This window comes from Micromonospora wenchangensis (genome assembly GCF_002210435.1).
Lineage (GTDB): Bacteria > Actinomycetota > Actinomycetes > Mycobacteriales > Micromonosporaceae > Micromonospora > Micromonospora wenchangensis.
In genome coordinates, this window is the sequence record NZ_MZMV01000042.1 from 25566 (window position 1) to 49777 (window position 24212).

Here is a 24212-nt window from a genome sequence, read left to right on the forward strand (position 1 = left end):
TGCCAAAACGGCCGTTCACCGGGGGACAGATCGCGCAGCGCGACCGAACTATTGACCGTGCGCGATGGGTCGCATATTGTTCGCGGTGCAAGTTCCACCGGACGAGATAAACACCGCCAGAATCCGCCGCCAGCCGTCGGCAATCGACGCAGCCTTTCCGCTGCCCGCCGTGTCGGGTCAACCGCGCACGTATTCCACCCGACCAGCAAGGAATCCCCGTGCAAATGCTCACCCCTTCCGGGCGCACCCTGGCCCTTTTCGACGGAATAGGTGGTCACCAGGGAAACCTGCTCCCCACCCTCGCGGCACTGCACGCGCAACCGGAGAACGCGCTCTTCTTCGACCGTATGTTCCGGGCCCTCGACGACCTGCGGGAGCACCTCGGCCCCGTGCCCGAACCCGCCGTCCCCGCCGGGAGCCGGCTGCGCCGGTGGTTGACCGCCCCCGCCACCGCGCCGCCCGCCGGCACTGACGACTCGGTCGTCGCCGGGATCTGCGTACACCTGATCCAGCTGTGCGACCTGCAACCCCGGCGGGCCGCCCTCGACACCGTCACCGCCGCCATCGGGCACAGCATCGGGCTCCAGGCGGCCATCGTCGCCGGCCTGCGGCCGAAGCGGCCGGACGCTTTCCTCGCCCTGGCCGAGACCTCGCTCAGGCTGGTCGCGTTGAGCCTCGCCCGGGGGCACCAGGTCAGCGCCGGCCGTCCCGTCCCCACCGAACTGACCGAGCGGTACGCCGCCTGCGGCGACCCGCGTCAGCGACCCGGCCCGATGGCGCTGGTCGACGGCCCCTCCCGGGCGCACCTCGCCGCCCTGGTCGACCGCTACCGGCGGGAAACCCGACGGCCGGTCTCGGTCGGCCTGGTCAACACCCCCACCACCGGCGTGCTCAGCGGGCACACCGAGGACCTGCTGCACTTCCACGCCCACCACGAGGCGATGTTCCGCGGTGGCGCGGCGACGTGGACGTTCCTCACCAACACCCTGCCGTTCCACAGCCCGCACCTGGCCGCCGCCGCCGACGAGGTACGCCGGGACCGGACCTTCGTCGGCCCCCTGCCCGTCGCCGGTGAGCTGCGGATACCGGTGTACGCGGCGGACGCCCCCCGGACCCTGCCACCCGACGCCGACCTGCTCGACGAGTTCGTCGACCAGGTGCTGGTCCGCCCGGTCGACTGGGCGGCCGCCAGCGTCCACGCCGTCACCGACGCCGGCATCACCACCGTGCTGGACTGCGGTCCCGGCCCCGCCGCCCGCCGGTTCACCCGGGAGTGCCTCGGCGGCCGGACGCTGCGCTTCGAGTCGATCCGACGAGCCTCCCGGCGACCGTGAAAGGACACCACGTGCACTGTCTACTCTTCCCGGGCCAGGGGGTGCAGCGCCGCGGCATGGGCGCCGACCTGTTCGGCCTGTTCCCCGAGGCCACCGCCATGGCCGACGAGATCCTCGGCTGGTCCATCGAGGAGCTGTGCACCCGCGACCCGCACCGACGCCTGCGCGACACCCGCTACGCCCAGCCCGCGGTGTTCTTCGTCAACGCCCTGCTGGCCCAGCAGGTGATCGCCGAACGGCCCGGCCACTACCGGTACTTCGCCGGCCACAGCCTCGGCGAGTACAACGCGTTGGTCGCCGCCGGGGTGCTCGGCCTCGACGCCGCCCTGCGGCTGGTCGACCGGCGGGCCGAGCTGATGTCCCAGGTCACCGGCGGGGGCATGTCGGCGGTGCAGGGCCTGCCGGTGTCGTTCGTCAGGCGGGCGTTGACCGAGACCGGCCTGCCCCGGGTGTTCGTGGCGAACCTCAACGCCGACACCCAGAGCACGATCGCCGGGGACCGCGCCGAACTGGCCGTCGCCGCCAAGGCGATCGGCGCGCTGCCCGGGGCCCGGGTCGTCCCGCTCAACGTCAGCGGCCCCTTCCACACCCCGTTGATGGCGGCGGCGGAGCAGCGTTTCCGGGCCGTCCTGGACGGCTGCGACTTCGCCGCCGGGCACACCCCCGTGGTCTCCGGGGTCACCGGGGACGTCTTCGACACCGGCCGCGCCGCCGAGCTGCTCGCCCGGCAACTGTCCACCCCCGTGGAGTGGGTCCGGGCGGTCACCACCCTGCGCGCGGCCGGGGTCACCGGGTTCGACGAGGTCAACGGCAAGACCCTCAGCGCATTTCTCACCCGTATCGCGGAGAGGTGATCAACCGCATGGACACGGATATCGCGGTCGTCGGCCTGTCGGTCGAGGTGCCCGGGGCCGACGACCTCGACACCTTCTGGCAGATCATCAGTTCCGGCGCGAGCCTCACCCGACCATTTCCCACGAACCGTAGGGAAAAGCTCGCCGAATACATCAGGTATCTGCGGGCGACGAGCATCGAACCGGTGACCGACCCCGACGTCGAATACCACAACGGCTGTTTCCTCGACGAGGTCGACACCTTCGACCACACCGTGTTCGGAATGAATCCCCGGCAGGCCACGCTGACCGATCCGCACCACCGGATGGTCATGCGCGCCATGTTCCTCGCCTTCGAGGACGCCGGTTACGGTTTCGACCGGCTCCGGGGCAGCCGGACGGGGGTGTTCGTCGGTTTCGCGGTCAACCCCGGATCGACCTATCTGGACTACATCTGCCGCGTCGACCCGAACAACGGCCAGCAGGCCATCACCGGCAACATCCCGGCGATGCTGGCGAACCGGCTGTCGCACCTGCTGGACCTGCGCGGCCCGAGCCTGGTGGTGGACACCGCCTGCTCGGCCACCCTGGTCGCCGTGCACCAGGCCAAGAACGCGCTACTCGCCGGGGACTGCGAGATGGCGGTGGTCGGTGGTGCCCGGATCGTCTTCTCCCCCGTCAAGCACCCGCACTCCAACATCGGCATCGAGTCCTCCGACGGGGTCACCCGCACCTTCGACGAGGCCGCCGACGGCACCGGCTTCGGCGAGGGGTCGGGTGCGGTCGTCCTCAAGCGGATGTCGCAGGCGGTCGCGGACGGCGACCGGATCTACGCCGTGATCAAGGGCAGCGCGGTCAACCACGACGGCAACACCGAGGGCATCACCAACCCCGACTCCGACTCGCAGGCCGACCTGCTGGACGCCGCCTGGCGCAACGCGGGCGTGCACCCCCGGACCCTCGGCTACCTGGAGGCCCACGGCACCGCCACCCGCGTCGGTGACCCGATCGAGCACGAGGGGATGAAACGCGCCTTCGCCCGGTACACCACCGACCGGGGGTTCTGCGCGGTCGGCACCGTCAAGGCGAACGTGGGGCACCTGTTCGAGGGCTCCGGCGTCATCGGCCTGATCAAGGCCATCGCGGTGCTGCGCAACCGGATGATCCCGCCGCAGGCCAACTTCAAGAACCCCAACCCGAAGCTCGACTTCGCCGCCGGGCCGCTGTACGTCTCGACCGGCCTGCGACCGTGGGAGTCCCCCGACGGCCCACGGCGCTGCGGGGTCAGCGCCTTCGGACTCGGCGGCACCAACGCCCACGTGGTGCTGGAGGAGTACGTCGCGCAGGCACCGGCGACCCCCGCCGGCCCGGGACCGTTCCTGTTCACCCTCAGCGCGGCCACCCTGAAGTCCCTGGTCCGCCTCGGTGAGCGGTACGTGCGGTTCATCGACGCCGCCGGCCTCGACGGGGTCGACATCGCCGACGTCTGCCACACCAGCCAGGTCTCCCGCAGCGGGCACCGGCACCGGGCGGCGTTCGTCGTCCACGACGTCGCCGACCTGCGCCGGCAACTGGTCGCCTCGCTGGCCGACGGGGCGTCGCCGCCGCCGGACGGCCCGCTGGGCGACGAGGCCCGCCGCTACCTGGCCGGCGAACCGGTGGACTGGCGGCGGCTCTCCGACGGCCGCCGCCGGATCGTCCGCCTTCCCGGGTACGCCTTCGACACCACCCCCGCGTGGGTGCAGTTCCCCGACACCTGGCGGGCGCAACTGTCCCTGGGCACCGTCGACGAGGAGCACCCGGTCACCCACGACGTGGTGTTCGCCCCCGCCGCCGACCCGACGCCGGCGACGCCCGGGGCCCGGGTGCTGGCCCTGGTCGACCCGGACACCGACGCCGGGCGACTGCTCGCCGCGACCGGACTGGACGACCTGCGGGTGCTGCGGCTCGGCGAGCCGGTACGCCCCGGCGGCGCGCCCTTCGACGCCCGCTCGGCGGACTCCTTCGCCGAGATCGCCCGACTGGTCGAGGACGACGGCGTCACCCACCTGGTGCACGCGCTCGGCTTCGACGCCACCCCCGCCGCCGACCTCGCCGGGCTGGACCTGCGGACCGGCAAGAACCTGCACAGCCTGTTCCAGCTGACCAAGGCGTTGATGGCGGCCGGCGTCAAGCTGGAACTGACGGTGCTCACCCGACGCGCGGTCTGCGCCCGCGACGCGGAACCCGACGTGGTGGTCGAGAACGGCGCGTTGGTCGGCTTCGGCAAGGTCATCGGCCGGGAGTACCCGTACCTCGGGGTCACCCACCTCGACGTCGACCCTGACGTGTCGCCCGACGCGGTGCGGGCGGAGATCCTCTCCCCCGAGCGCGGGGTGTTCCTGTGGCGCGACGGCCGACGCCTGCACGAGGTCTTCGTCGAGGTGCCGCAGGTCGACACCGACGGCCCGCAGAGCTACCTGCGGCCGGGCGGCACCTATCTGATCACGGGCGGCACCGGGGCGCTCGGTCTCGCCGTCGCCCACGCGTTCGCCACCCGGCAGCCCGACGTGACCCTGGTGCTGCTCAGCCGGTCCGGCCTGCCGCCGCGCGCGCAGTGGCCGGACCTGCTGGCCGCGCCGGCCGGTGACGCCCGCGCCGGGCGGGTCCGCGCGGTGCGGGAACTGGAGGAACTCGGCGCGCGGGTGCGGGTGGTGGCCGCCGACGCCGGTGACCCGGACGCGCTGGCCGCCGCGGTGGCCGACGTCCGGGGCGAGTACGGCCGCGTCGACGGCATCGTGCACGCCGCCGGCCTGCCCGGAGGCAGCACCGTGATGTTCCGGGAGCTGGCCGACTTCGACGCGGTGGTCCGGGCGAAGCTGCACGCCGCGTTCCTGCTCGACCAGCTCACCCGGGACGACCGGCCGGACTTCGTCGTGCACTTCTCGTCGGTGGCGTCGGTGTTCCCCGCCCCCGGCCAGGCCGACTACGCGGCGGCCAACTACTACCTGGACAACGTGGCCCGCAGCCGGGCCGGCGGGCCGACCCACGTGATCGCGCTGGACTGGGTCGCGTGGAAGGAGATCGGCATGGCAGTCGACCACGGCACCAGCGGCGACACCATGTTCCGGGCCCTGCCCACCCGGGTCGCGTTGGACGTCCTCGACGCGGGCCTGCGCTCCGGCCGGTCCCGGCTGTTCGCCGGGGAGCTGCACTACCGGGGGGAGCTGATCCACCTGCTGCGCTCCTACGACGTGCGGCTCTCCGCCGAGATCGACGCGAAGGTCGACCAGGAGATGCAGGCGTTGGAGCAGCGGCTGCGGCAGGCCGCCGACAAGATCAGGGCCACCGTGGACGCGGTCGACGTCGAGCTGGAGGGCCGGCCGGACGGCGGGTACACCGACGTCGAGCGGTCCGTGGCGCAGTGCCTCGCTCTCGCCTTCGGTTATCCGACGCTCGACGTGGAGGCGGACTTCTTCGACCTGGGCGGCGACTCCATCATGGCCGCCTCGGTGGCCAACACCATCGCCGTGCGGCACGACGTGCAGTACGACGTCGCGGACCTGCTCGCCGACCGGACCGTCGCCGAGATCGCCTACCACGTCGAGGACCTGGTCGCGTTCGCCGACGCCGCCGCCTGACGACACCGATCGGAGGGTGGCATGTCGGACATGACTACCGGGCCGGCGCTGCGGCGCATCGTCGGCTTCGCCCTGCCGCTGACCGCGGCGAACCTGCTGCAACAGGGCTACCTGCTGGTCGACAGCGTCGTCGTCGGCCGTTACGTCGGGGTCGAGGGGCTGGCCGTGGTGGGTGCCTGCGGGCCCCTGTTCTATCTGCTCAACGCCATGTTCATCGGGCTGGGCACGGCGTTCACCATCCGGTTGGCCCACCTGACCGGCGGCCAGCAGGTCGACCGTCGCCGCGACGTGGTCGCCGCCCTCGCCGTCCTCACGGTCGTCTGGGCCGCCGGCTGTGTCGTCCTGGCGACGCTGCTGGTCGATCCGGCGCTGGCGGCGATGGGCATCGACGGGCGGCTCGCCGCCGACTCGGCCCGGTTCTTCGGCACCCTGGCGCTCGGCTTCCCCGGGATCTTCGGCAGCGCCGCGGTCAGCGCCTACTTCCGCGGGCTGGGTGACTCCCGCTCGGCGATGTGGGTGCAGGGCGTCGGCAGCATCGCCAACGTCGTCCTGGTGCTGGTCTTCGTCGCCGTCCTCGGCGGGGGTGTGGTCGGCGCGGCCCTGGCCACCGCCGTGGCCAGCACGGTCGCCCTGGTGGTCGGGCTGGTCTGGGCGGCGCGCGCCCACCCGGTGCGGCGCCGCGGGCCACGGCCCGCCCCGCGCCGGGAACTCGTCGACGCCGCCCGGCTGGGCCTGCCCCTGGCCAGCCAGCACATCGTGCTCGCCCTCGGGATCATGGTGCTGGTCGGGATCATCCAGTCCTACGGGGAGGTGGTCCTCGCCGCGTTCACGATCGTCTCCCGGATCGAGTTGTTCACCGGCATCCTGTTCCTCGACTTCTCCGGTGCGGTGACCGCCTTCGCCGCGCAGAACCTCGGCGCGGGCGACCTCGCCCGGGCCCGCGACGGGCTGCTGCGCACGCTGCGGTTGACGGCCGTGCTGTCGGTGCTGGTCGCCGGGGTGGTGCTGGTCGCCCGCGCCCCGCTGGCCGCGCTGTTCACCGACGATCCGGCCACCCGGGAGCTGACCGGACGCTACCTGACGATCATCTATCCGTTCCTGCTTCTCTACACCGCCATGGTGGTCATCCACGGTTACCTCAACGGTGCCGGTCGGACGACCGCGCCGCTGATCTGCACGCTGATCGCCTTCGTCGCCGTGCAGATCCCCTTCGCCTGGCTGCTCAACGGGCCGTTCGGCATCGACGCCGTGATGTGGGCGGTGGTGGCCAGTTGGACCGCCGGGCTGACCTACAGCGTGTTCTGCCTGCGGCGGGTGCTGTTCGTCCGGCCCGCGCCGGCGGCGGTGCCCGCCACGACCTGACGTCCCGTCCACCCCCGCCCCGTGAGGACCACCAGTGATCAAGCACCGCACCGCCGAGGTGACGTTCCACGCGGGCCGCAGCCGGACCGCCCACCTGACCTGGGGCCAGCAGGGCACCTGGGACGTCCTGCGCCGGTGGCTGCCGGAGATGAAGCCGTTCTTCGTGCTGACCCGGTGGCTGCCCGTACCCCTGCTGCTCGAGGTCGACGACGTGCTGGCGCAGCTCTCCCACCTGCTCCAGCGGCACGAGTCGCTGCGGACGCTCTTCCCGGCGGGGGTCGACGGCCAGGGCAGCCAGCACGTCCTCGGCGAGGGCGTCGTCACCGTCGAGGTCGTCGACCGGCCCGACGGTGACCCGGTCAGCTTCGCCGACATCGTCGCCGACTGTCTGCGGCGGGCCGGTGGCCGTCCGTTCGCCCACGACACCGAGCTGCCGATCCGGTTCGCGGTCGCCACCCACGAGGGCATCCCCGTGCTGTTGATGTTCGCCGTGTCCCACCTGGCGGCGGACCACCTCGGCGCGGACCTCCTGGCCGCCGAGCTGGCCGCGCTGCTGCGCGCCAGGACCGACGGCGACGCCCCACCGCCGGCCCGACCGGCGACGCAGCCGGTCGACCTGGCCGTCTTCGAACGCTCCCCGGACGGGCAACGCCGCAACGTCGACGCGCTGGCGTACCTGCGTCAGCAGCTCCGCCGGCTACCGGTCGCGCCCCTGCCCGAGCGGGTCACCCCGGTCGAACCCCGGTACTGGCGCGGTGAACTCGCCTCCGACGCCGCCGCCGTGGCCCTGCGGCTGGCCGCCCGACGGCTGCGCACCACCACGTCGGTCACCCTGCTGGCCGTCGTCAACGCGCTGGTGCGCACGTTCTGCGCCACGCCGGTCTACCCGCTGGACATCATGCAGAGCAACCGGGTGGAACCGGAGCTGCGGTACACCGTGACCAGCCTCAACCAGGCCGTCCGTACGGCCATGGAGGTGTCCGGCGACACCGTCGGCGACCTGGTCGGGCACGCCCGCGCCGCGATGGCGGCGGCGATGCGGCACGCCCGCCACGACGGCCGCGCCGCCGCTCAGGTGGCCCGCGCCGCCGCCGACGCCGCCGGGCGTCCCCTGCCGGTCGGCGGCCAGTTCAACGACCGGTGGTCGCTGCAACCGCGACCCGCCGGCCCGGCGCCGGGCCCGCAGGCGTTGGCCGGGCTGGCCGCGACGACCACCTTCGAGTGGCCGCAGCGGGCCGCCGCCGAGGCGATGCCGTTGTACGTCGACGCGAGCGGCACCGCCGAGCGGATCCACCTGTCGCTGATGGCCGACACCGCCCTGCTCGCCCCCGCCGACATCCGGGGTTTCCTGTACGCCGTGGAGCAGGTCGCCATGGAGCTGGCCCGGGACGACGTCAGCCTGCGCCGGGTGACGGAGATCTTCGACAGTCACCGGCTCTGTGAGGTCCACCCGGACACCCCGTGACCGGCCTCGCCCCGACCGCCCCGTTCGCGACCGGGCAACGGGGCGACCGGTCCGGCCGGTCCTCGTCAGTGCACGACGACGACCGCCGAGGCGGGGTCCAGGTCGGCGAGCCGGGACGGGCGGACCACGAGGAACAGCACGGCCAGCGCGGCCAGCATGCCCCCGGCCACGACCAGCGCCATCGCCACCGCGCCGTTGCCCAGCACCCCCACCATCGGCGCGGCCACCGCGCCGACGCCGAACTGCACCGCGCCGAGCAGGGCCGAGGCGGTGCCGGCGGCCTCACCGTGGCGGGACAGCGCCAGCGCCGGGGCGTTCGGCATCGCCAGGCCGGCCGCCGCCAGCACCACCCACAGCGCCACCAGCAGTGCGGGCAGCCCACCGAACCCGGTGACGGCGAAGGCCAGCAGGGCCAGCCCGGCCAGCGTTCCGATGCTCAAGGAGGTGACCAGGATGCGCTGCGGCGAGTGGCGGCGCAGCAGCCGCACGTTGTACTGGGCCGCCCCGATCAGGCCCACCGCGCCCGCCCCGAACGCCAGCCCGAACTGCTGCTCGTCGAGCCCGTACCCCTCCTGGAGGACGAACGACGAGCCGGCCACGTACGCGAACAGCGCCGCCATGGCCAGCCCGGCGACCACGACGAGCCCCACGAAGGTCCGGTCGCGCAGCAGCGAGCCGTACAGGCTCACGGTCGACCACGCGCCGCCGCGTTGACGACGCTCGGCGGGGAGGGTCTCGGGCAGGCCGATCACGGCGACCACGACGAGCAGCACCCCGAAGACGGCCAGGGTCACGAAGACACCCCGCCAGTCCGTCCAGCGCAGCACCCCGCCCCCGAGGGTCGGGGCGAGGACGGGGGCGGCACCCATCACCAGCAGCAGCCGGGACAGCAGGGTGGCGAAGGCGGTGCCGCTGAACAGGTCCCGCAGCACCGCCATCGCGACCACCGTGGCGGCGGCGACGCCGAGGCCCTGCACCACCCGCAGCGCGCCGAGGACGGCGATGTGCTGGGCGACGACGCAGAGCGCCGACGCCACGATGTGCAGGGCGAGGCCGGCGATGAGCGGGCCACGGCGGCCGACGGCGTCGGAGAGCGGCCCGATCAGCAGTTGGCCGAGGGCCAGCCCGGCGAGCGTGCCGGTGAGGGTCAACTGGACCGCCGCCGAGGTGGTCATCAGGTCGGCGGCGATGGCGGGCAGCGCCGGCAGGTACATGTCGATGGTCAGCGGGCCGACGGCGATCAGCGAGCCGAGGACGAGGACGAGGCGGACCCGCTGGCGGCGGGTCATCAGGTCTCCGGGCGTCGGCGCGACCTTCGTCGGCCGGTCGTGGGCGAGATCGGTCATCGGGGAAGCTCCGCCCGGTCGTGGTGCGGCCGGGCGGGAGAGGGTACGACTGTCACACCTGGCTTCAAATCCGGACCCGCTGCTCTGATTCCCGCTCCACCGAGAGGTAACGGGGGTCACAGCCGTTGGTCACGGCTCAGGCCGGGTCCACGCGCCCCAGCCGCCAGTACCCCATGAAGGCGACGGCGCGGCGGTCCACGCCCCGCTCGGCGACGAGGTGCCGGCGCAGCGCGCGGATGACGCCGGCCTCCCCGGCCAACCAGGCGTAGACGGGCACGGGTGCGGTCGGGGTCGGCACCTCCCACAGCGGGGTCACGTCGACGTCGACGTCGACGATCACCTCGGCGGGCGCCGTGCCGGTGCGGGCCAGCAGCCGTTGCGCCGCCGCGGCCACGGCGGGCAGCAGCCGGCTGCCGTGGCCGCCGCCGGCGCGGGCGAGCCAGCTGACGGTGACGCCGGGTGGGGCGGACACCGGCAGGACGTCGGCCGGGTCCGGCACCTCGAGCAGCACCTCGCCCCGGGCGTCGAGGGGCAGGCGTTCCAGGATGGCGCTGATCGCGGGCACGGCGGTCTCGTCACCGGCCAGCAGCAGCCGGCCGGCGGGCGGCGGACGGAACTCGATGCCGCCGTGCTCGCCGTCGTAGCCGGCGTCGGGCCCGAGCAGGCCGGCCTCGTCGCCGGGGCGGACCCGCAGCGCCCACCGGCCGGCCGGGCCGTGGTCGCCGTGCAGCACCAGGTCCACGTCCACCTCGGCCAGGTGTGGCCGGACCGCCCGGACGGTGTACGTGCGGATCGGGCAGCGCTCCTGCTCGGGCAGGGCGCGCCAGTGGGTGTACCAGTCGTCGCCACCGGGCAGGTGCACGCCGGTCCGGCCGGGCAGCGGCAGCACCAGCTTGATCCGCTGGTCGTACCCGTTGTCGGCGAACCGGTCGAGGTCCGGGCCGGTGAAGGTGACCCGCAGGAACGACGGGCTGAGTCGACGCGCCGCACGTACCTGCACGTCGAACAGCCGCCAGGGGGCGACGGGCAGGGTCCCGGTGCCGGTGGAGCGGTGCCGCTCCCCTGCCGGACGAACTCGATCACCAATCACGTAGGTGAGGCTAACCTAACCAGGAAGATGAATGGCGACCCGGGTCACCCACCCCCCGTTCGGGGCACGTCGCCACCCCACCGGGCAGCCCCGACCCTGGTCAGCGGGCCCGGGCGGCGCGGTCGAGGAAGAGCAGCCGGGCCCGCTTCTCCGGCAGGTCGATCTCCGGACCGGGCACGAAGCCGGCGCGGACCAGCCGGTCGATGGCGCGGGCGTTGCGGGCGTCCGGTTCGGCCACGATCCGCAGCCGGGTCGGGTCGGCCAGCACGAACGCCAGGAAGACGTCGAGGAGCACCCCGGTGAAGCCGGGCTCCGCGCCACCGTCCGGGGGCCCGATGAGCAGGTGGATGCCGAAGTCGCCGGGGCGCACGTCGTAGCACCGCCCGACCGGGTCGGCCGCCGGCTCGTAGGTCTGGAACAGCGCCACCGGCCGGCCGTCCCGGTGCAGCAGGTAGGCGTGGTGGGTGGTCAGCGAGTCGAGGTACGCGTAGATCTCGCGGACCCGCTCCCGGCTGGCGTCGCGCATGCCCCAGAACCGGGACCGTTCCCGGGTCACCCAGTCGTGGATCACCACGACGTCCCGGTCGGGGTCCACCGGCCGGATGGACACCTCCCCGAACCCGTCGACCCGGCACGAGGTGGAGGTCGGCGCAGTGGTCATGGCGCTCCTTCCGGGCGACGGACCCGACCGGGCCGTCACTTTTCGCTGTCGAAACGACACCGTCGGCGACGGGTCAGGCAGACCTCACCACAACTTCGGAAAGTACGCAAGCGAGCACCCGGAGCAATCTTCTCGCCGCAGACCCCGCGCGCCGACGGCGACACCGGAACGGCGACACCGGAACGGCGACACCGGAATACCGCACCCCACCACCGGCGATCGGCCACCGCATCCAGGGCGGAGACGCCTGTGACGCGTCAGGCACCCCTTGGTATTGACTCGCGTAATTCGTTCTGTTAGCACGCCCAAGCTCGGCGGCAAAAGGGGCCATTTGCTCGGCGAGCCGGGGCTCACTATTTGTGGAACAGGGGGTGACACATTGCTGTTCGTCGTTGAATAATTGCCGTTGTCGAGTGCCGATCCCGGTGCGCGCCGGCGTTTACCGAAGGGACAGCCGTGAAACGTGACCAGTCACCGGTGCTGCCGGGCGACGGATCCACGGACTACGCCCGTTACATGCGCACCGACGAGCTGCTCGCCCTGCAACGCCGCCCGGAGGAGATGCTCCACCGCGACGAGCTGCTCTTCCAGGTGGTGCACCAGTCCGCCGAGCTGTGGCTGAAGCTGGCCGAGGCCGAGCTGACCGCCGCCGTCGGGCGGACCGCGGCCGACGACCCGGGCGGGGCGGCGGCGCTGCTGACCCGCGCGACGCTCGCGGTGCGACTGGTCACCGACCAGTTGGAGATGTTCCGGCACCTGTCGCCTGTCGACTTCCAGACGATGCAACCTGCGCTGGGCAACGGCTCCGGTGCCGAGTCGCCCGGCTGGCGACGGGTCGCGACGGTGAGCCGGCAGCTCGGCCGGGCCTTCACCGAGCACCTCGCCACCCGGGGCGGCGCGCTCGACGCGCTGGCCCCGACCGATCCGGCCCGGCGGCTCGCCGAGGCGATGATCGCCTGGGACGAGCAGGTCCACCAGTGGCGGGTGCGCCACTACGAGGTCGCCCTGCGGGTCGGCGGGCACGCCCCCGGTGGCACCCCGGGCAGCGCGGCGAACGTGCTCGCCAAGCTCCTCGGGCACCGGTTCTTTCCCGAGCTGCGCACGCCCCGGCCAGGCACCGACGTCCCGGTGGCGGCGCATTCGGGCACCGCAGAGGCATGACGAGCCGCGCCACTCGAAGAATCGTCGGCGCTCCCCCTGACAGATACCCCTCCGAGGTGCGGTTCGTGCGTGAGCTGACGAGCTGGTCGTCCGGTACGGCCGATCCCGAGCAATTTCCCTACCAGGCAGTGGTCACCGAATTTCATCGTGTCGGTAAACACTTCGTCAAAAAGGAACTCCTCGTCCAGCTGGACCAGGCGCGCGCCCGGGTGAACGCGCGGGCCACCCCCGCCCGCGAGCTGTCCGCCTTCCTGGACGTGGCGCTCGACAAGTGGGACGGCCGGTACGACTACCGCAGCTACCTGGCCCTACCGCTACTCCCCCTGCCCAGCCAAGTCCCGGAGGGCGGGCGGGCGGCGGACGAGGTCGACCGGCCGGGGCCGGGCGGCGGGCGGTGGGAACGCGACCGGCTCCTGGTCGACCTCGTCGCCGACGCCCTCGCCTTCGAGCTGGCCGCCTCGACCGACGCCATCGACCTGCTCCCCGAGCAGCGGCCGGGGCCGGAGCTTTCGGCCAAGCGGTGCCGGCTCGGGGTACGCGCCGTCTCGGCGGCCCTCACCCGGCTCGGTCTGGCCGGGGCGGTCACCGAGCGGGACCCGGTCGCGGCGGCGGTGACGCTGCACCGGCTCGCCGTCACCGGCCGCGACCCCGCCCGGGAACGCGTCCTGGCGTTGAGCATGCTGCCGGTCTACGTCTCCCACGACGAGTACCTGTTCATCCGGGTCCTCCAGGCGTACGAGTGCGTCTTCGCCGGGGTCGCCGAGGAGCTGTGGGGCACCATCGCCGCGTTGGACACGGGCCGGCCCCGCCCGGCCGCCGGCCGGCTGGCGTACGCCCGGGAGCTGATCAGCGGCGCCGGGACGCTGTTCTCCCTGCTGGCCACCATGCAACCGGCGGCGTTCCGGACGTTCCGCGAGTACACCGAGGGGGCCAGCGCGATCCAGTCCCGCTCGTACAAGATCATGGAGTCGCTGTGCCGTACGCCGGAGCCGGAGCGGTTGGACTCCACCGCGTACCGGTCGGTGCCGGAGGTACGCGAGGTGGTGCGGGCCGGCCAGCCGTCGATCGACCGGTCCTACCGCGCGGCGGTCCGGGCCGGGTCGCTGCGCGGGCCCGACCTCGACCTGGTACGGCAGCAGATGGCGGCCTTCGCCGAGGCCGTGCTGACCTGGCGACGCACCCACCACCGGCTCGCCGTGAGGATGCTCGGTACGCGCTCCGGCACCGGCTACACCGAGGGCACCCCCTACCTGGCAGCAGTCCGCGCCGTCCCGGTCTTCACCACCGTGTCCACCGAGAACCGTCCACCCCGGACCGATCCGATCGGAGGCTGCTGCGAGTGAGCGCACCCGCAACCCACCCGGCGCGTTGCCTGGACGCCGCCGCACACGCCGCCCTGCGCGCCGAGTTCCCGCTGCTGGAGACCTGCGTCTACCTGAACAACAACTCCACCGGCGCGGCACCGCGGGGCGTCGAGCGGGTGCTCGCCGACTACTGGGCGACCCTGCGTGACTGGCGCGACGACGTGTGGCACGGCTGGCACGTCGGCCTGGACCGGTACGCCGACTCGGTCGCCGCGCTGCTCGGCGCGCCCCCGGGCAGCGTGGTCACCGACGCCAACCTGAGCACCCTGCTGGCCCGGGTGCTGTCCTGCTTCGACTACCGCCCACCCCGGGACCGGATCGTCACCACCGATCTGGAGTACCCGACGGTGCCGTTCATCGGCACCGCGTTCGGCCGCTACGGCGCGCGGCTCGACGTGGTCGGCACCGGCGGCCCCCGGTTCGACGAGGACGCCCTCGAGGCCCGCGTCGACGAGCGGACCCTGCTGGTCTGCGTACCCCATGCGAGTTTCTCCTCCGGGGCCACCGTCGACCTGGCCCGGTTGGTCGCCCGCGCCCACGCCGTCGGCGCCCTGGTGGTGGTGGACGCCTTCCAGACCGTCGGGGCGGTCCCGCTGGACGTGACCGCGCTCGGCGTCGACATCGTCCTCGGCGGCGCGCACAAGTGGCTGTGCGGGGCCGGCACCGCCTTCCTCTACGTCCGCCCCGACCTGGTCGAGCGGCTGGCACCGGCGGCTACCGGGTGGCAGGCCGGCGACCGGGCGTTGACCTTCCGGGTGTCGACCGGGTGGGCGGCGGGGGCGCAACGCTTCGCCGGCGGCACGCCGTACCCGTTGACCTCGCTGATCTCCCAGGTCGGCCTGGACCTGCTCGCGGGCGTCGGGATCGGGGCGATCCGGGCGCACTCGCTGGCGCTGACCCAGCGGGTCCTGGACCGGGCGGCGGCGGCCGGCGTCACCGTGGTCAGCCCCACCGACCCGGACCGCCGGGGCGGGGTGGTCTGCCTGGACGTCCCCGACGGCGAGGAGGTCAAGCGGCGGCTCGCCGCGCGGAACATGATCTGTAGCTGGCGGGGTTGGCTGCGGGTAGGACCGCACGTCTACAACACCCTCGACGAGGTCGACGCGTTCATGGACGCGCTGGACGAGGAGCTGGGCCGGTGAACGTCACCCTGTCCCCCCGGGCGTTGATGAGCCTGCTCGTCAACGGTCCCAAGGCCGTCGACGTGCTGGAGACCGCGCTGGCCCTCGGCCTGCTCGACGCGCTGGAAGCCGGCCCGGTGCGCCTGGACGCGCTGGCCGACCGGTTCGGGGTGCGCCCGCTGCGGCTCTACAAGTTCCTCGACTGCCTGGAGAGCCTCGGCTGCGTCACCCGCCACGAACCCGACGACGACATCGCCGGGGCCACCTACCGGGCGGTGCCGGGGCTGCGCGACGCCGTGCTGGCGGTGGTCGGCCCGGACGCGATCGAACGGGACCGGGACCGCTACCCGTGGCGGCTGCTGCACGGCCGGCTCGCCGAGAGCCTGCGCGGCGAGGTCGGCATGAGCGACGACGACTTCGCCTGGCCGCCGAAGACCGACGCGCAGACCGCCGACTTCGAACGCAGCATGGCCGCCGGGCTCGGCCCGGTGGTCGAGACGCTGCGCCGGCACGCCGACCGGCTCTGGTCGGACCGGCGACGCCTGCTGGACGTCGGCGGTGGCGACGGCACCCTCGCCGCGTACATCCTCGACACCGCCGACGGCCTGCGGGCCGACGTGTTCAACCTGCCGGCGGTGGCGCCCCTGGTGGCGGCCACCCGGGTCGACCGGCGGCACCCCGACCGATTGGGCTTCGTCGGCGGCGACTTCCTGGCCGGGCCGCTGCCGACGGGCTACGACGCGATGGCGTTCGTCCGGGTGCTGCACGACTGGCCCAACGACGTCGCCCGCCGCCTGGTCGAGCAGGCGTACGCGGCGCTGGAGCCGGGCGGGCTGCTGGTCATCGCCGAGGAGTTCCGCACCCCGGACCGGCTGGCCGTGCAGTTCTTCTGGAGCTACTTCCTGATCGGGGTGGACAGCTGCGTCAGCCGGCTGCGGGAGGTCGAGTTCTACACCGGGCTGCTCGCCGAGGTCGGGTTCACCCGGGTGGCGGTGCTGCCCGGCGGGTGGGAACTGGTCACCGCGTACAAGCCGGGGTGATCCACCGGTCGACGCCGGGGCCGGCGGACGCCTGCGGTCCGCCGGCCCCGGCCGGGCCGGTCAGGGGCGGCGGGCCAGCACCGCGCCGTTCGCGCCGGGAGCCTCGAACGGCACCGTACGCACGTCGACGAAGCCGGCGTCGGTCAACCACCGCCGGTACTCCGCGCCGGAGTAGTTCTTGCCGCCCTCGGTCTCGACGAGCATGTTCATGCCCATCAGGGCGGCCTCCGGCGGGCCGGTGCGCTCGTCGTTGAGCAGCAGCTCACTGATGACGATCACCCCGCCGGGCGGCAGCGCGGCGTGGCAGCGGGCCAGCAGCGCCCGGTTGGTCGGCTCGTCCCAGTCGTGCAGGATCATGCTGAGCAGGATCACGTCGTGCCCGTCGGGCAGGGCCGGGTCGGCGAGGAAGTCACCGGCGACGGTGCCGATCCGGTCGGTCAGGCCCGCCTCCGCGATCCGCTCCCCGGCCCGCACGCACACGTGCGGCAGGTCCAGGATCGTCGCCCGTAGCTCCGGCAGCCGCAGGCAGAACTCGATCGGGAACGCCCCCGCGCCACCGCCGACGTCGAGCAGCCGGCGGTGCGCGCCGAAGTCGTACGCGTCGGCCAGCGCGCGGGCGGTGAACCGGGAGGTGGCGAACATGGCGTCCCAGAACTGGGCCACCAGCTCCGGGTCGGTGGTGTCGAACAGGGAGTCCTGCTGCTGCGGGTCCCAGGTGAGCGGCCGGTTGCCGCGCAGCGCCTCGCCCACCCGGTGCCAGGGCAGGTAGGTGCGCAGGTCGGAGTAGCGCACCTGGGCACCGAAGTAGTAGGGACGCCCCTCGACCAGGAACTGCTCGGCCAGCGCGGAGTTGCGGTAGCCGTCGCCGGCCTTCTCCAGCAGCCCCAGCGACGCGCTGGCCGAGAGCAGCAGGTCGGCGGGGCGTTCGTCGAGCCCGAACTCGGCGGCGGCCTCGGCCACCGTGACGGTCCGCCCGCCGGCCAGCCGGGTGAACAGGCCGAACTCGACCCCGACGGCGAGGGTCTTGAAGCCCCAGACGCCGGCGACGAGATGCATGAGAGGAGTGGGAGTGATCATGGGAACATAAGATCATGGAACGGTGACGCGGTGGCACGCACCGGTCACCATGGAGTAATGATTCGCTTCATCCTGAACCTGTTGTGGCTCATCCTCGGTGGCGGAATCGTGCTGGCGCTCGGCTACTTCGTCGCGGCGGTGATCTGCTTCGTGCTCATCATCACCATCCCGTTCGGGGTGGCGTCGCTGCGGCTGGCGTCGTACTCGCTGTGGCCGTTCGGCCGGACCCTGGTCGCCAAGCCCGGGGCCGGCGTGCCCTCCGGGCTGGCGAACGTGCTGTGGGTGCTGCTGGCCGGCTGGTGGCTGGCGCTGTCCCACCTGCTCGCCGGGATCGCGCTCTGCGTCACGATCATCGGCATCCCGTTCGGCATCGCCAACTTCAAGCTCGTCCCGGCGGCGTTCTGGCCGCTCGGGCGGGAGGTCGTCGAGGCGCCCTGACCGGCCCGGCGTCACCCCGGCCCGGGGCACGACGATCCGGCGGCGGCCGCGACCGCGAGGGCCGCGACGGCCGGGGGCACGCCGGTCAGGGACGCCGGTCGGCGTGCAGCCGGTCGAGGTGGGCGGCGAGTTCATCGGTGACCAGCAGATCGGTACGGATCCGGTCGTGCGGGTAGCCGGCCCGGCCGATCATGTGCGCGGCGACCGGCGCGGTGGCCAACTGGAACGCGCCGACCAGCACCAGCGTGGTGACGTCCACCCCGGTCCGCAGCCGTAACGCGCAGCCGAGCAGCACCAGCAGCAGACCGAGCACCTGCGGTTTGGCGGCGGCGTGCATCCTGGACAGCAGGTCGGGGAAGCGGACCAGGGCGACCCCGGCGGCGAGGCTGAGCAGCGCGCCGCCCAGCAGGCAGGCCGCGGCCACCACGTCCAGCACCGCGTCGACCCTCACCTGTCGTCCCGGCGGGTGGCGAAGCGGGCGACGCTGACCGAGCCGACGAAGCCGAGGATGGCCAGCACCACCAGGATCGGCAGCGCGGTCGCGTCCCGGCTGTAGGCGGCCTCGGTCGCCACGGCGGCCACCACGATGGCCAGCAGCACGTCGGTGGCGACCGCCCGGTCGAGCACCGACGGCCCCCTGACGATCCGGGTGAGGGTGAGCGCGCCGGCCACCGCCAACAGCACGGTGACGATCACGGCGACAGCGGTCATCTCGAACTCCCTTCCAGCGCGGACGGTGTGTGCTCCCGGATCAGGCGTTGCTCCTGCGCCGAGCCGATCGCCGCGATCAGCCGGGCCTCCAGCTCCAGCACGCCGGTGCGGAAGCGTTCGACCTCGGCGCGGTCGCGTACCCCGAGCACGTGGACGTAGAGGATGCCGGCGTCCCGGTCGACCTCGACGATGAGGCTGCCGGGCACCAGGGACAGCGCCTCGGCGGTCAGGGTCAGGTTGAGGTCGGAGCGGACCCGCAGCCGCACCGCGATGATCGCGCCCAGCGGGGGGTGCCCGAACCGCAGTGCCAGGGCCGCGATCTGGACGCTGGCCACCACCAGGTCGCGCAGGAAGCGCAGGGCGAACCGCAGCAGCGGCACCGGGTGCACCCGCCCGGCGAAGGTCACCGGGGGCAGCGGGAAGACGGTCAGCACCACCAGCCCCACGACCAGCCCACCGAGAACGTTGGCCCAGCTCAGCGTCCCCCAGAGCAGCACCCAGACGGTGACCAGGACGATCATCGCGACGGCCTGGTTGCGGCGGCGGGCCGCCCGGGTCAGCGGCCGGTCCTCGGGATGCTCCGGGGCCGGCCCACCGCCGGGAAGCTGCGGCGACGGCTCCCCGGGCGGCGGCGACCGGTCCGGGGAGCGCTGCGGTGGCGGATCGTGGCTCACGGGGTCCCCCCGGGGTAGACGGCCTCGACGTACGGGGTGCGCCGCAGCAGGTCGTCGGCGGCGTCGGAGCTGAGGTCGAACAGCGGCCCGGCCACCACGGTCAACGCCAACCCCAGCACCACCAGGGCCACCGTCGGGGCGATCATCAGGCGGGGCAGCATCGCGCCCGGGTGGGCGTCGCGGTCCGGCCCCCGGTAGGGCTGCTCCACCCCGTCGGTGCGGACGGTGTGCACGCTGTCCTGCGGTTCGGGCATGTCCGGGTGCGGGCGACGCCAGAACGCCAGGTTCCACACCCGGGCGATGGCGTAGAGGGTGAGCAGGCTGGTCAGCAGCCCACCGGCGACCAGCACCCAGGCCAGCACGCCGCCGTCGTCGACCCCGGCCTGGACCAGGCCGAGCTTGCCCAGGAAGCCGGAGAACGGGGGGATGCCGGCCAGGTTCAACGCGGGCACGAAGAACAACACGGCGAGCAGCGGCGACAGCCGGGCCAGCCCGCCGAGGCGGTCCAGCGCGGTGCTGCCACCCCGGCGTTCGACCAGCCCGGCGGCGAGGAACAGGGTGGTCTGGATGGTGATGTGGTGCACCACGTAGAAGATCGCGGCGGCCAACCCGAGCGACGAGCTGAGCCCCACCCCGAACAGCATGTACCCGATGTGGCTGATCAGGGTGAACGACAGCAGTCGTTTGATGTCGGACTGGGCGACCGCGCCGAGGATGCCGACCAGCATGGTCAACGCCGCCACCACCAGCAGCAGGTCGGCGGTCCGGCCGCCGGGGAACAGCAGCGTCTCGGTGCGGATGATGGCGTACACGCCGACCTTGGTGAGCAGGCCGGCGAAGACGGCGGTGACCGGCGCGGGCGCGGTGGGGTAGCTGTCGGGCAGCCACGCCGACAGCGGGAAGACCGCCGCCTTGATGCCGAAGGCGAGCAGCAGCATCCCCTGCAGCACCAGCCGCAGGTCGTCGGGGAGGGCGTCGAGCCGGTCGACGAGCTGGGCCAGGTTGAGGGTGCCGGTGGCCGAGTAGACCAGCCCGATCGCCACCAGGAAGATCAGCGACGACAGCAGGCTGACCACGACGTACGTGGTGCCGGCGCGGATGCGGGTCTCGGTGCTGCCGAGGGTGAGCAGCACGTAGCTGGCGACCAGCAGGATCTCGAAGCCGACGTAGAGGTTGAACAGGTCGCCGGAGAGGAAGGCGTTGCACACCCCGGCGGTCAGCACCAGGTAGGTCGGGTGGTAGACCGACAGTGGGGTCTCCTCGTGCCCGTCGGCCATGCCCTGCCCGATGGAGTACACCAGCACGCAGAGGGTGACGGAGGCAGAGACCACCAGCATCAGCGCGGCGAGCTGGTCGGCGACGAGCACGATGCCCAGCGGCGCGACCCAGCCGCCCACCTCGACGACGAGCGGACCGTCGATCGAGGAGCGGACCAGCAGGGTGGCGGCCACGGCGACGGTCGCGGTGAGCACGGTGAGGCTGACCCACCGCTGCGCGCGGGGCCGGCTGGCCAGCAGCAGGGTCAGGGCCGCGCCGAGCAGCGGCATCACCACCGGCAGCGGGACGAGGTGGTTCACGCGTCCCTCCCCCGCTCGCCGGCCGCCGCCGCCACCGAGGCGGCCGAGGGCCGCCGGCTGTCCGGGTCGGGCCGGCCGTCGCCGTCGAGCTGGTCGTCGGAGTCGGGCTGGTCGGCGTCGTCGGTGCCCGGCCCCTCGTCCCGGTCGGCCAGGTCCATGATCCGGCGGTCCTCCACGTCGTCCTGCACCTCGTCGTGGCCGTTGAGGTGCCAGCTGCGGTACGACAGCGCCAGCAGGAACGCGGTCATGCCGAGGGTGATGACGATGGCGGTGAGCACCATCGCCTGGGGCAGCGGATCGCTCATCTCGTCGGCGTCGGTGGTGCCGACGATCGGCGGGCCACCGGCCCGACCTCCGGTGAGCAGCAGCAGGTTGGCCCCGTTGCCGAGCAGGATGACGCCCATCAGCACCCGGGTGAGGCTGCGTTCCAGCAGCAGGGTCACCCCGGCGGCGAAGAGCACGCCGACCACCACGATGTAGGTGAGGTTGGGGGTCACACCAGCTCCTTGTCCCGTACGTCGTCGTGGGCGTCCTCCTGCTGGCGGTCCATCTCGGCGCCGAGGCTGCGCAGGATGTCCAGCACCAGGCCCACCACGATCAGGTAGACGCCGACGTCGAAGAAGACCGACGAGACGAAGTGGACCTTGCCGAGCAGGGGCAGGTGCAGGTCGAGCACCGCGCTCTGCAGGAACTCCCCGCCCAGCGGCATCGCGGCCACCCCGGTGCCGACGGCGAGGAACAGCCCCGCGCCGAGCACCGCGCCGGCGTCGACCGGCGCGGCGGCGTTGAGTTCCCGGCGGCCGCCGGCCAGGTAGCGCACGGCCAGGGCCAGGCCGGCGACCAGCCCGGCGGCGAACCCGCCGCCGGGGGCGTTGTGACCGGAGAAGAGCAGGTAGACCGAGAACAGCACGATGGCGTGGAACAGCAGCCGGGTGACCACCTGGAGGATCACCGAGTGCCGGTGCGCCTCGAAGCCGGCGGTCAGCCAGCGCGGCCCGCCGGTGGTCGCCGGTCGGGGGCCGGGGACGGCGCTGCGCCGGTCCAGGTCGCGGGAGCGGCGGAAGATCAGGCTGGCCACCCCGGTGGCGGCCACCACCAGCACCGCGATCTCGCCCATGGTGTCCCAGGCCCGGATGTCGACCAGGGTCACGTTGACCACGTTCTTGCCGCCGCCGTAGGAGACCGCCTCGTCGGGGAACCGCTCGGAGACCGGGATGGCCAGCCGGCCGCTGGACGCGACCCAGGCCATCCCGGACACGACCGCGCCGACGGCGACCCCGATGGCGATCCGACCGCGCCGGCTCCGGCGGATCGGCCGGGCCGAGAACTTCACCGGCAGCCGACGCAGCACCAGCACGAACATGACGATGGTGACGGTCTCCACCAGGAACTGGGTCAGCGCCAGGTCCGGTGCGCCGTGCAGGACGAACATCAGCGCGGTGCCGTAGCCGGCGACACCGACCAGGATCATCGCGGTGAGCCGGCGCAGCGCGCGGGCGGCCATCACGGCGGCCACGATCACCAGGGCGGCGACGACCGCCTGCAACGGGGTGTCCCAGGCGCGGAACTGCCGGGGCCAGGGGCCGCCGGTGAGCAGCGCGCCACCGGGCAGCACGACCAGCACCACCAGGATGATCCCGAGGTAGAACGGCAGCGAGCCGCGCTGGGTCGCGCCGGTCAGCTCCACCGCGAGCCGGTCCACGCCGGCGACCAGCCGCTCGTAGCCGGCCGCGCCGTCCAGCGGCGTCCACCGGGTCGCCCGCAGCCGACCCCGGTGCAGCAGCAGGAACAGCCCGCCGCCGACCGCCACCGCCAGGGCGGACAGCCCCAGGGCCGGGGTCAGGCCGTGCCACAGCGCCAGGCGGTAACCCGGCCCGGCGGTGGAGAACCCGTCGGCGTACGGGGCGAGCAGCCCGTCGAACGCCGGTGCGGCGACGCCGACGGCCAGCCCGGCCACCGCGAGCAGCGCCGGGGCGGCGAGGAACGCCCGGCCCGCCGGGTGCGGTTCGGTAGGCGCGACACCGGGTTTGCCGGCGAACGCCCCCCACAGGAACCGCAGCGTGTACGCCACGGTCAGCGCCGACCCGGCCACCACCCCGGCCAGCACCAGCAGGTCGGCCGTACCGCCGTGCTGGAACGCCTCGAAGGCGGCCTCCTTGGCGACGAAGCCGGCCATCGGCGGCAGGCCGGCCATCGACGCGGCGGCCAGCACGGCGACCCCGGCGAGCACCGGCGCGCGCCGGCCGAGGCCGCTGAGTTCGCGCAGGTCCCGGGTGCCGGTGGTGTGGTCGACGATGCCGACGACGAGGAAGAGGGTGGCCTTGAACAGGGCGTGTGCCAGCACCATCGCCGCGCCGGCCAGGGCTGCGTCGCGGCTGCCGGCCCCGAGGACCACCATCAGCAGCCCGAGCTGGCTGACCGTGCCGTAGGCGAGCAGCAGCTTCAGGTCGGTCTGGCGCAGCGCCACCCAGGCGCCCAGGAAGAGGGTGGCCAGGCCGGTGCCGAGCAGCACCACCCGCCAGGCGGTGACGTCGGCGACGGCCGGGCCGAGCAGGGCGACCAGGAACACCCCGGCCTTGACCATCGCGGCGGCGTGCAGGTAGGCGCTGACCGGGGTGGGCGCGGCCATCGCGCCGGGCAGCCAGAAGCTGAACGGCACGATGGCCGACTTGCTGAGCGCGCCGAGCAGGATCAGCATCAGCGCGGTGACCAGGTAGCCGCCGCCGGGCAGGTCGGTGGCGACGACCGACCAGCGGTAGCTGCCGGCGTGCTGGCCGAGCATCACGAACCCGGCCAGCATGGCCAGCCCGCCCAGGGTGGTGACCAGCAGCGCCTGCATGGCGGCGCGCCGGCTGGCCCGTTTCGCCGGGTCGTAGCCGATCAGCAGGTACGAGAAGACGGTGGTCAGTTCCCAGAACACGTAGAGCAGCAGCAGGTCGTCGGAGACGACCAGGCCGAGCATGGAGCCGGCGAAGGCGACGAAGACCGCCGCGAAGCGGCCCAGCCCGGGGTCGTCGGAGCGGAAGTACCTGGCGCTGTAGGCCAACACCAGCGCGCCGACCCCGCCGACGAGCACCACCATCAGCCAGGACAGGGTGCCCATCCGCAGGGCCAGTTCCAGGCCGATCCGGGGCACCCAGGGCCAGGTCTCCACCACCGGGTCGCCGGACCGGACCGCACCGGTACGGGTCAGCGCCCAGACCAGCGTGGCGGCCGGGGCGAGCGCGACGGCGTAGAGCGCACGGCGTCCGAAGCGACGTACCAGCCCCGGGGCGACCACGGCTGCCAGTGCGTGGACCGCCACCAGGACCAGCACATACCCTCCTCGAAGATCAGTG

At 73.2% G+C, this 24212-nt stretch carries 20 protein-coding genes; 10 read left to right on the plus strand and 10 right to left on the minus strand.

Features of this window, described 5'->3' with window-relative positions:
* Positions 1 to 224: 224 nt before the first annotated feature.
* From B5D80_RS22405 to B5D80_RS22425, 5 genes are read left to right on the plus strand one after another with little or no spacing between them, the layout of a single operon-like run.
* Positions 225 to 1334, plus strand: a complete 1110-nt coding sequence (locus B5D80_RS22405) for an ACP S-malonyltransferase (protein WP_088645891.1) — start codon at positions 225 to 227, stop codon at positions 1332 to 1334.
* 11 nt (positions 1335 to 1345) lie between these two features.
* A complete protein-coding gene (locus B5D80_RS22410; protein ID WP_088645892.1) occupies positions 1346 to 2188 on the plus strand; it encodes an ACP S-malonyltransferase in 843 nt (280 codons plus the stop codon).
* 8 nt (positions 2189 to 2196) lie between these two features.
* Positions 2197 to 5787: a type I polyketide synthase gene (locus B5D80_RS22415; RefSeq protein WP_144081739.1), complete on the plus strand. Its 3591-nt coding sequence runs from the start codon at positions 2197 to 2199 to the stop codon at positions 5785 to 5787.
* 21 nt (positions 5788 to 5808) lie between these two features.
* Positions 5809 to 7149, plus strand: coding sequence for an MATE family efflux transporter (locus B5D80_RS22420; RefSeq protein ID WP_088645894.1), 1341 nt, complete (start codon positions 5809 to 5811; stop codon positions 7147 to 7149).
* A gap of 34 nt (positions 7150 to 7183) precedes the next feature.
* Positions 7184 to 8614 carry a condensation domain-containing protein gene (locus tag B5D80_RS22425; RefSeq protein WP_088645895.1) on the plus strand — a complete coding sequence of 477 codons (1431 nt, stop codon included), beginning with the start codon at positions 7184 to 7186 and terminating at the stop codon, positions 8612 to 8614.
* A gap of 65 nt (positions 8615 to 8679) precedes the next feature.
* Here B5D80_RS22425 and B5D80_RS22430 read toward each other — a convergent pair whose 3' ends face one another.
* The 3 genes from B5D80_RS22430 to B5D80_RS22440 all read right to left on the minus strand — a co-directional run bounded on the left by B5D80_RS22430 (position 8680) and on the right by B5D80_RS22440 (position 11711).
* Positions 8680 to 9903, minus strand: a complete 1224-nt coding sequence (locus B5D80_RS22430) for a multidrug effflux MFS transporter (protein WP_088645920.1) — start codon at positions 9901 to 9903, stop codon at positions 8680 to 8682.
* A gap of 193 nt (positions 9904 to 10096) precedes the next feature.
* On the minus strand, positions 10097 to 11047 hold the full coding sequence (locus B5D80_RS22435) for a siderophore-interacting protein (protein WP_211291611.1): 951 nt from the start codon (positions 11045 to 11047) through the stop codon (positions 10097 to 10099).
* Positions 11048 to 11150: 103 nt separating this feature from the next.
* On the minus strand, positions 11151 to 11711 hold the full coding sequence (locus B5D80_RS22440; protein ID WP_088645896.1) for a GNAT family N-acetyltransferase: 561 nt from the start codon (positions 11709 to 11711) through the stop codon (positions 11151 to 11153).
* Positions 11712 to 12167: 456 nt separating this feature from the next.
* Here B5D80_RS22440 and B5D80_RS22445 point away from each other — a divergent pair, with 456 nt between their 5' ends.
* The 4 genes from B5D80_RS22445 to B5D80_RS22460 are packed head-to-tail and all read left to right on the plus strand — an operon-like array spanning position 12168 to position 16397.
* Positions 12168 to 12872, plus strand: coding sequence for a tryptophan 2,3-dioxygenase family protein (locus B5D80_RS22445; RefSeq protein ID WP_088645897.1), 705 nt, complete (start codon positions 12168 to 12170; stop codon positions 12870 to 12872).
* 56 nt (positions 12873 to 12928) lie between these two features.
* Positions 12929 to 14215 (plus strand): tryptophan 2,3-dioxygenase family protein, encoded by a 1287-nt coding sequence (locus B5D80_RS22450; protein WP_088645898.1) that lies wholly within the window; start codon positions 12929 to 12931, stop codon positions 14213 to 14215.
* Positions 14212 to 15378, plus strand: a complete 1167-nt coding sequence (locus B5D80_RS22455; RefSeq protein ID WP_245854877.1) for an aminotransferase class V-fold PLP-dependent enzyme — start codon at positions 14212 to 14214, stop codon at positions 15376 to 15378. Before B5D80_RS22450 ends, B5D80_RS22455 begins: the two co-directional genes overlap by 4 nt.
* Positions 15375 to 16397, plus strand: a complete 1023-nt coding sequence (locus B5D80_RS22460; protein ID WP_088645899.1) for a methyltransferase — start codon at positions 15375 to 15377, stop codon at positions 16395 to 16397. Before B5D80_RS22455 ends, B5D80_RS22460 begins: the two co-directional genes overlap by 4 nt.
* A 60-nt stretch (positions 16398 to 16457) precedes the next feature.
* Here the strand turns inward: B5D80_RS22460 and B5D80_RS22465 are convergent, their stop codons facing one another.
* The gene (locus B5D80_RS22465) at positions 16458 to 17474 is read right to left on the minus strand and encodes a methyltransferase (RefSeq protein ID WP_088645900.1); all 1017 of its coding nucleotides are present in this window, start codon (positions 17472 to 17474) and stop codon (positions 16458 to 16460) included.
* Positions 17475 to 17531: 57 nt separating this feature from the next.
* On the opposite strand from B5D80_RS22465, the gene B5D80_RS22470 reads away from it, so the two are divergent.
* Positions 17532 to 17912: a YccF domain-containing protein gene (locus B5D80_RS22470; RefSeq protein WP_088645901.1), complete on the plus strand. Its 381-nt coding sequence runs from the start codon at positions 17532 to 17534 to the stop codon at positions 17910 to 17912.
* 85 nt (positions 17913 to 17997) lie between these two features.
* On the opposite strand, the gene mnhG is transcribed toward B5D80_RS22470, so the two are convergent.
* The 6 genes from mnhG to B5D80_RS22500 form a co-directional block, all read right to left on the minus strand.
* Positions 17998 to 18363: a monovalent cation/H(+) antiporter subunit G gene (gene mnhG, locus B5D80_RS22475; RefSeq protein WP_088645902.1), complete on the minus strand. Its 366-nt coding sequence runs from the start codon at positions 18361 to 18363 to the stop codon at positions 17998 to 18000.
* The gene (locus B5D80_RS22480; RefSeq protein WP_088645903.1) at positions 18360 to 18623 is read right to left on the minus strand and encodes a monovalent cation/H+ antiporter complex subunit F; all 264 of its coding nucleotides are present in this window, start codon (positions 18621 to 18623) and stop codon (positions 18360 to 18362) included. The genes mnhG and B5D80_RS22480 overlap by 4 nt, the downstream gene beginning before the upstream one ends.
* Positions 18620 to 19183 carry a Na+/H+ antiporter subunit E gene (locus B5D80_RS22485; protein WP_425437235.1) on the minus strand — a complete coding sequence of 188 codons (564 nt, stop codon included), beginning with the start codon at positions 19181 to 19183 and terminating at the stop codon, positions 18620 to 18622. Before B5D80_RS22485 ends, B5D80_RS22480 begins: the two co-directional genes overlap by 4 nt.
* Positions 19184 to 19293: 110 nt before the next feature.
* On the minus strand, positions 19294 to 20874 hold the full coding sequence (locus B5D80_RS22490) for a Na+/H+ antiporter subunit D (protein ID WP_088645905.1): 1581 nt from the start codon (positions 20872 to 20874) through the stop codon (positions 19294 to 19296).
* Positions 20871 to 21371: a Na(+)/H(+) antiporter subunit C gene (locus B5D80_RS22495; RefSeq protein WP_088645906.1), complete on the minus strand. Its 501-nt coding sequence runs from the start codon at positions 21369 to 21371 to the stop codon at positions 20871 to 20873. The genes B5D80_RS22490 and B5D80_RS22495 overlap by 4 nt, the downstream gene beginning before the upstream one ends.
* On the minus strand, positions 21368 to 24190 hold the full coding sequence (locus tag B5D80_RS22500) for a Na+/H+ antiporter subunit A (protein ID WP_088645907.1): 2823 nt from the start codon (positions 24188 to 24190) through the stop codon (positions 21368 to 21370). The genes B5D80_RS22495 and B5D80_RS22500 overlap by 4 nt, the downstream gene beginning before the upstream one ends.
* Positions 24191 to 24212 lie beyond the last annotated feature (22 nt).

Coding starts and splice junctions, on each gene's coding strand:
- B5D80_RS22440 (WP_088645896.1), bottom strand. CDS start 11,711: ATGACCACTGCGCCGACCTCCACCTCGTGCCGGGTCGACGGGTTCGGG.
- B5D80_RS22465 (WP_088645900.1), bottom strand. CDS start 17,474: ATGATCACTCCCACTCCTCTCATGCATCTCGTCGCCGGCGTCTGGGGC.
- B5D80_RS22415 (WP_144081739.1), top strand. CDS start 2,197: ATGGACACGGATATCGCGGTCGTCGGCCTGTCGGTCGAGGTGCCCGGG.
- B5D80_RS22470 (WP_088645901.1), top strand. CDS start 17,532: ATGATTCGCTTCATCCTGAACCTGTTGTGGCTCATCCTCGGTGGCGGA.
- B5D80_RS22480 (WP_088645903.1), bottom strand. CDS start 18,623: ATGACCGCTGTCGCCGTGATCGTCACCGTGCTGTTGGCGGTGGCCGGC.
- B5D80_RS22430 (WP_088645920.1), bottom strand. CDS start 9,903: ATGACCCGCCGCCAGCGGGTCCGCCTCGTCCTCGTCCTCGGCTCGCTG.
- B5D80_RS22420 (WP_088645894.1), top strand. CDS start 5,809: ATGTCGGACATGACTACCGGGCCGGCGCTGCGGCGCATCGTCGGCTTC.
- B5D80_RS22405 (WP_088645891.1), top strand. CDS start 225: ATGCTCACCCCTTCCGGGCGCACCCTGGCCCTTTTCGACGGAATAGGT.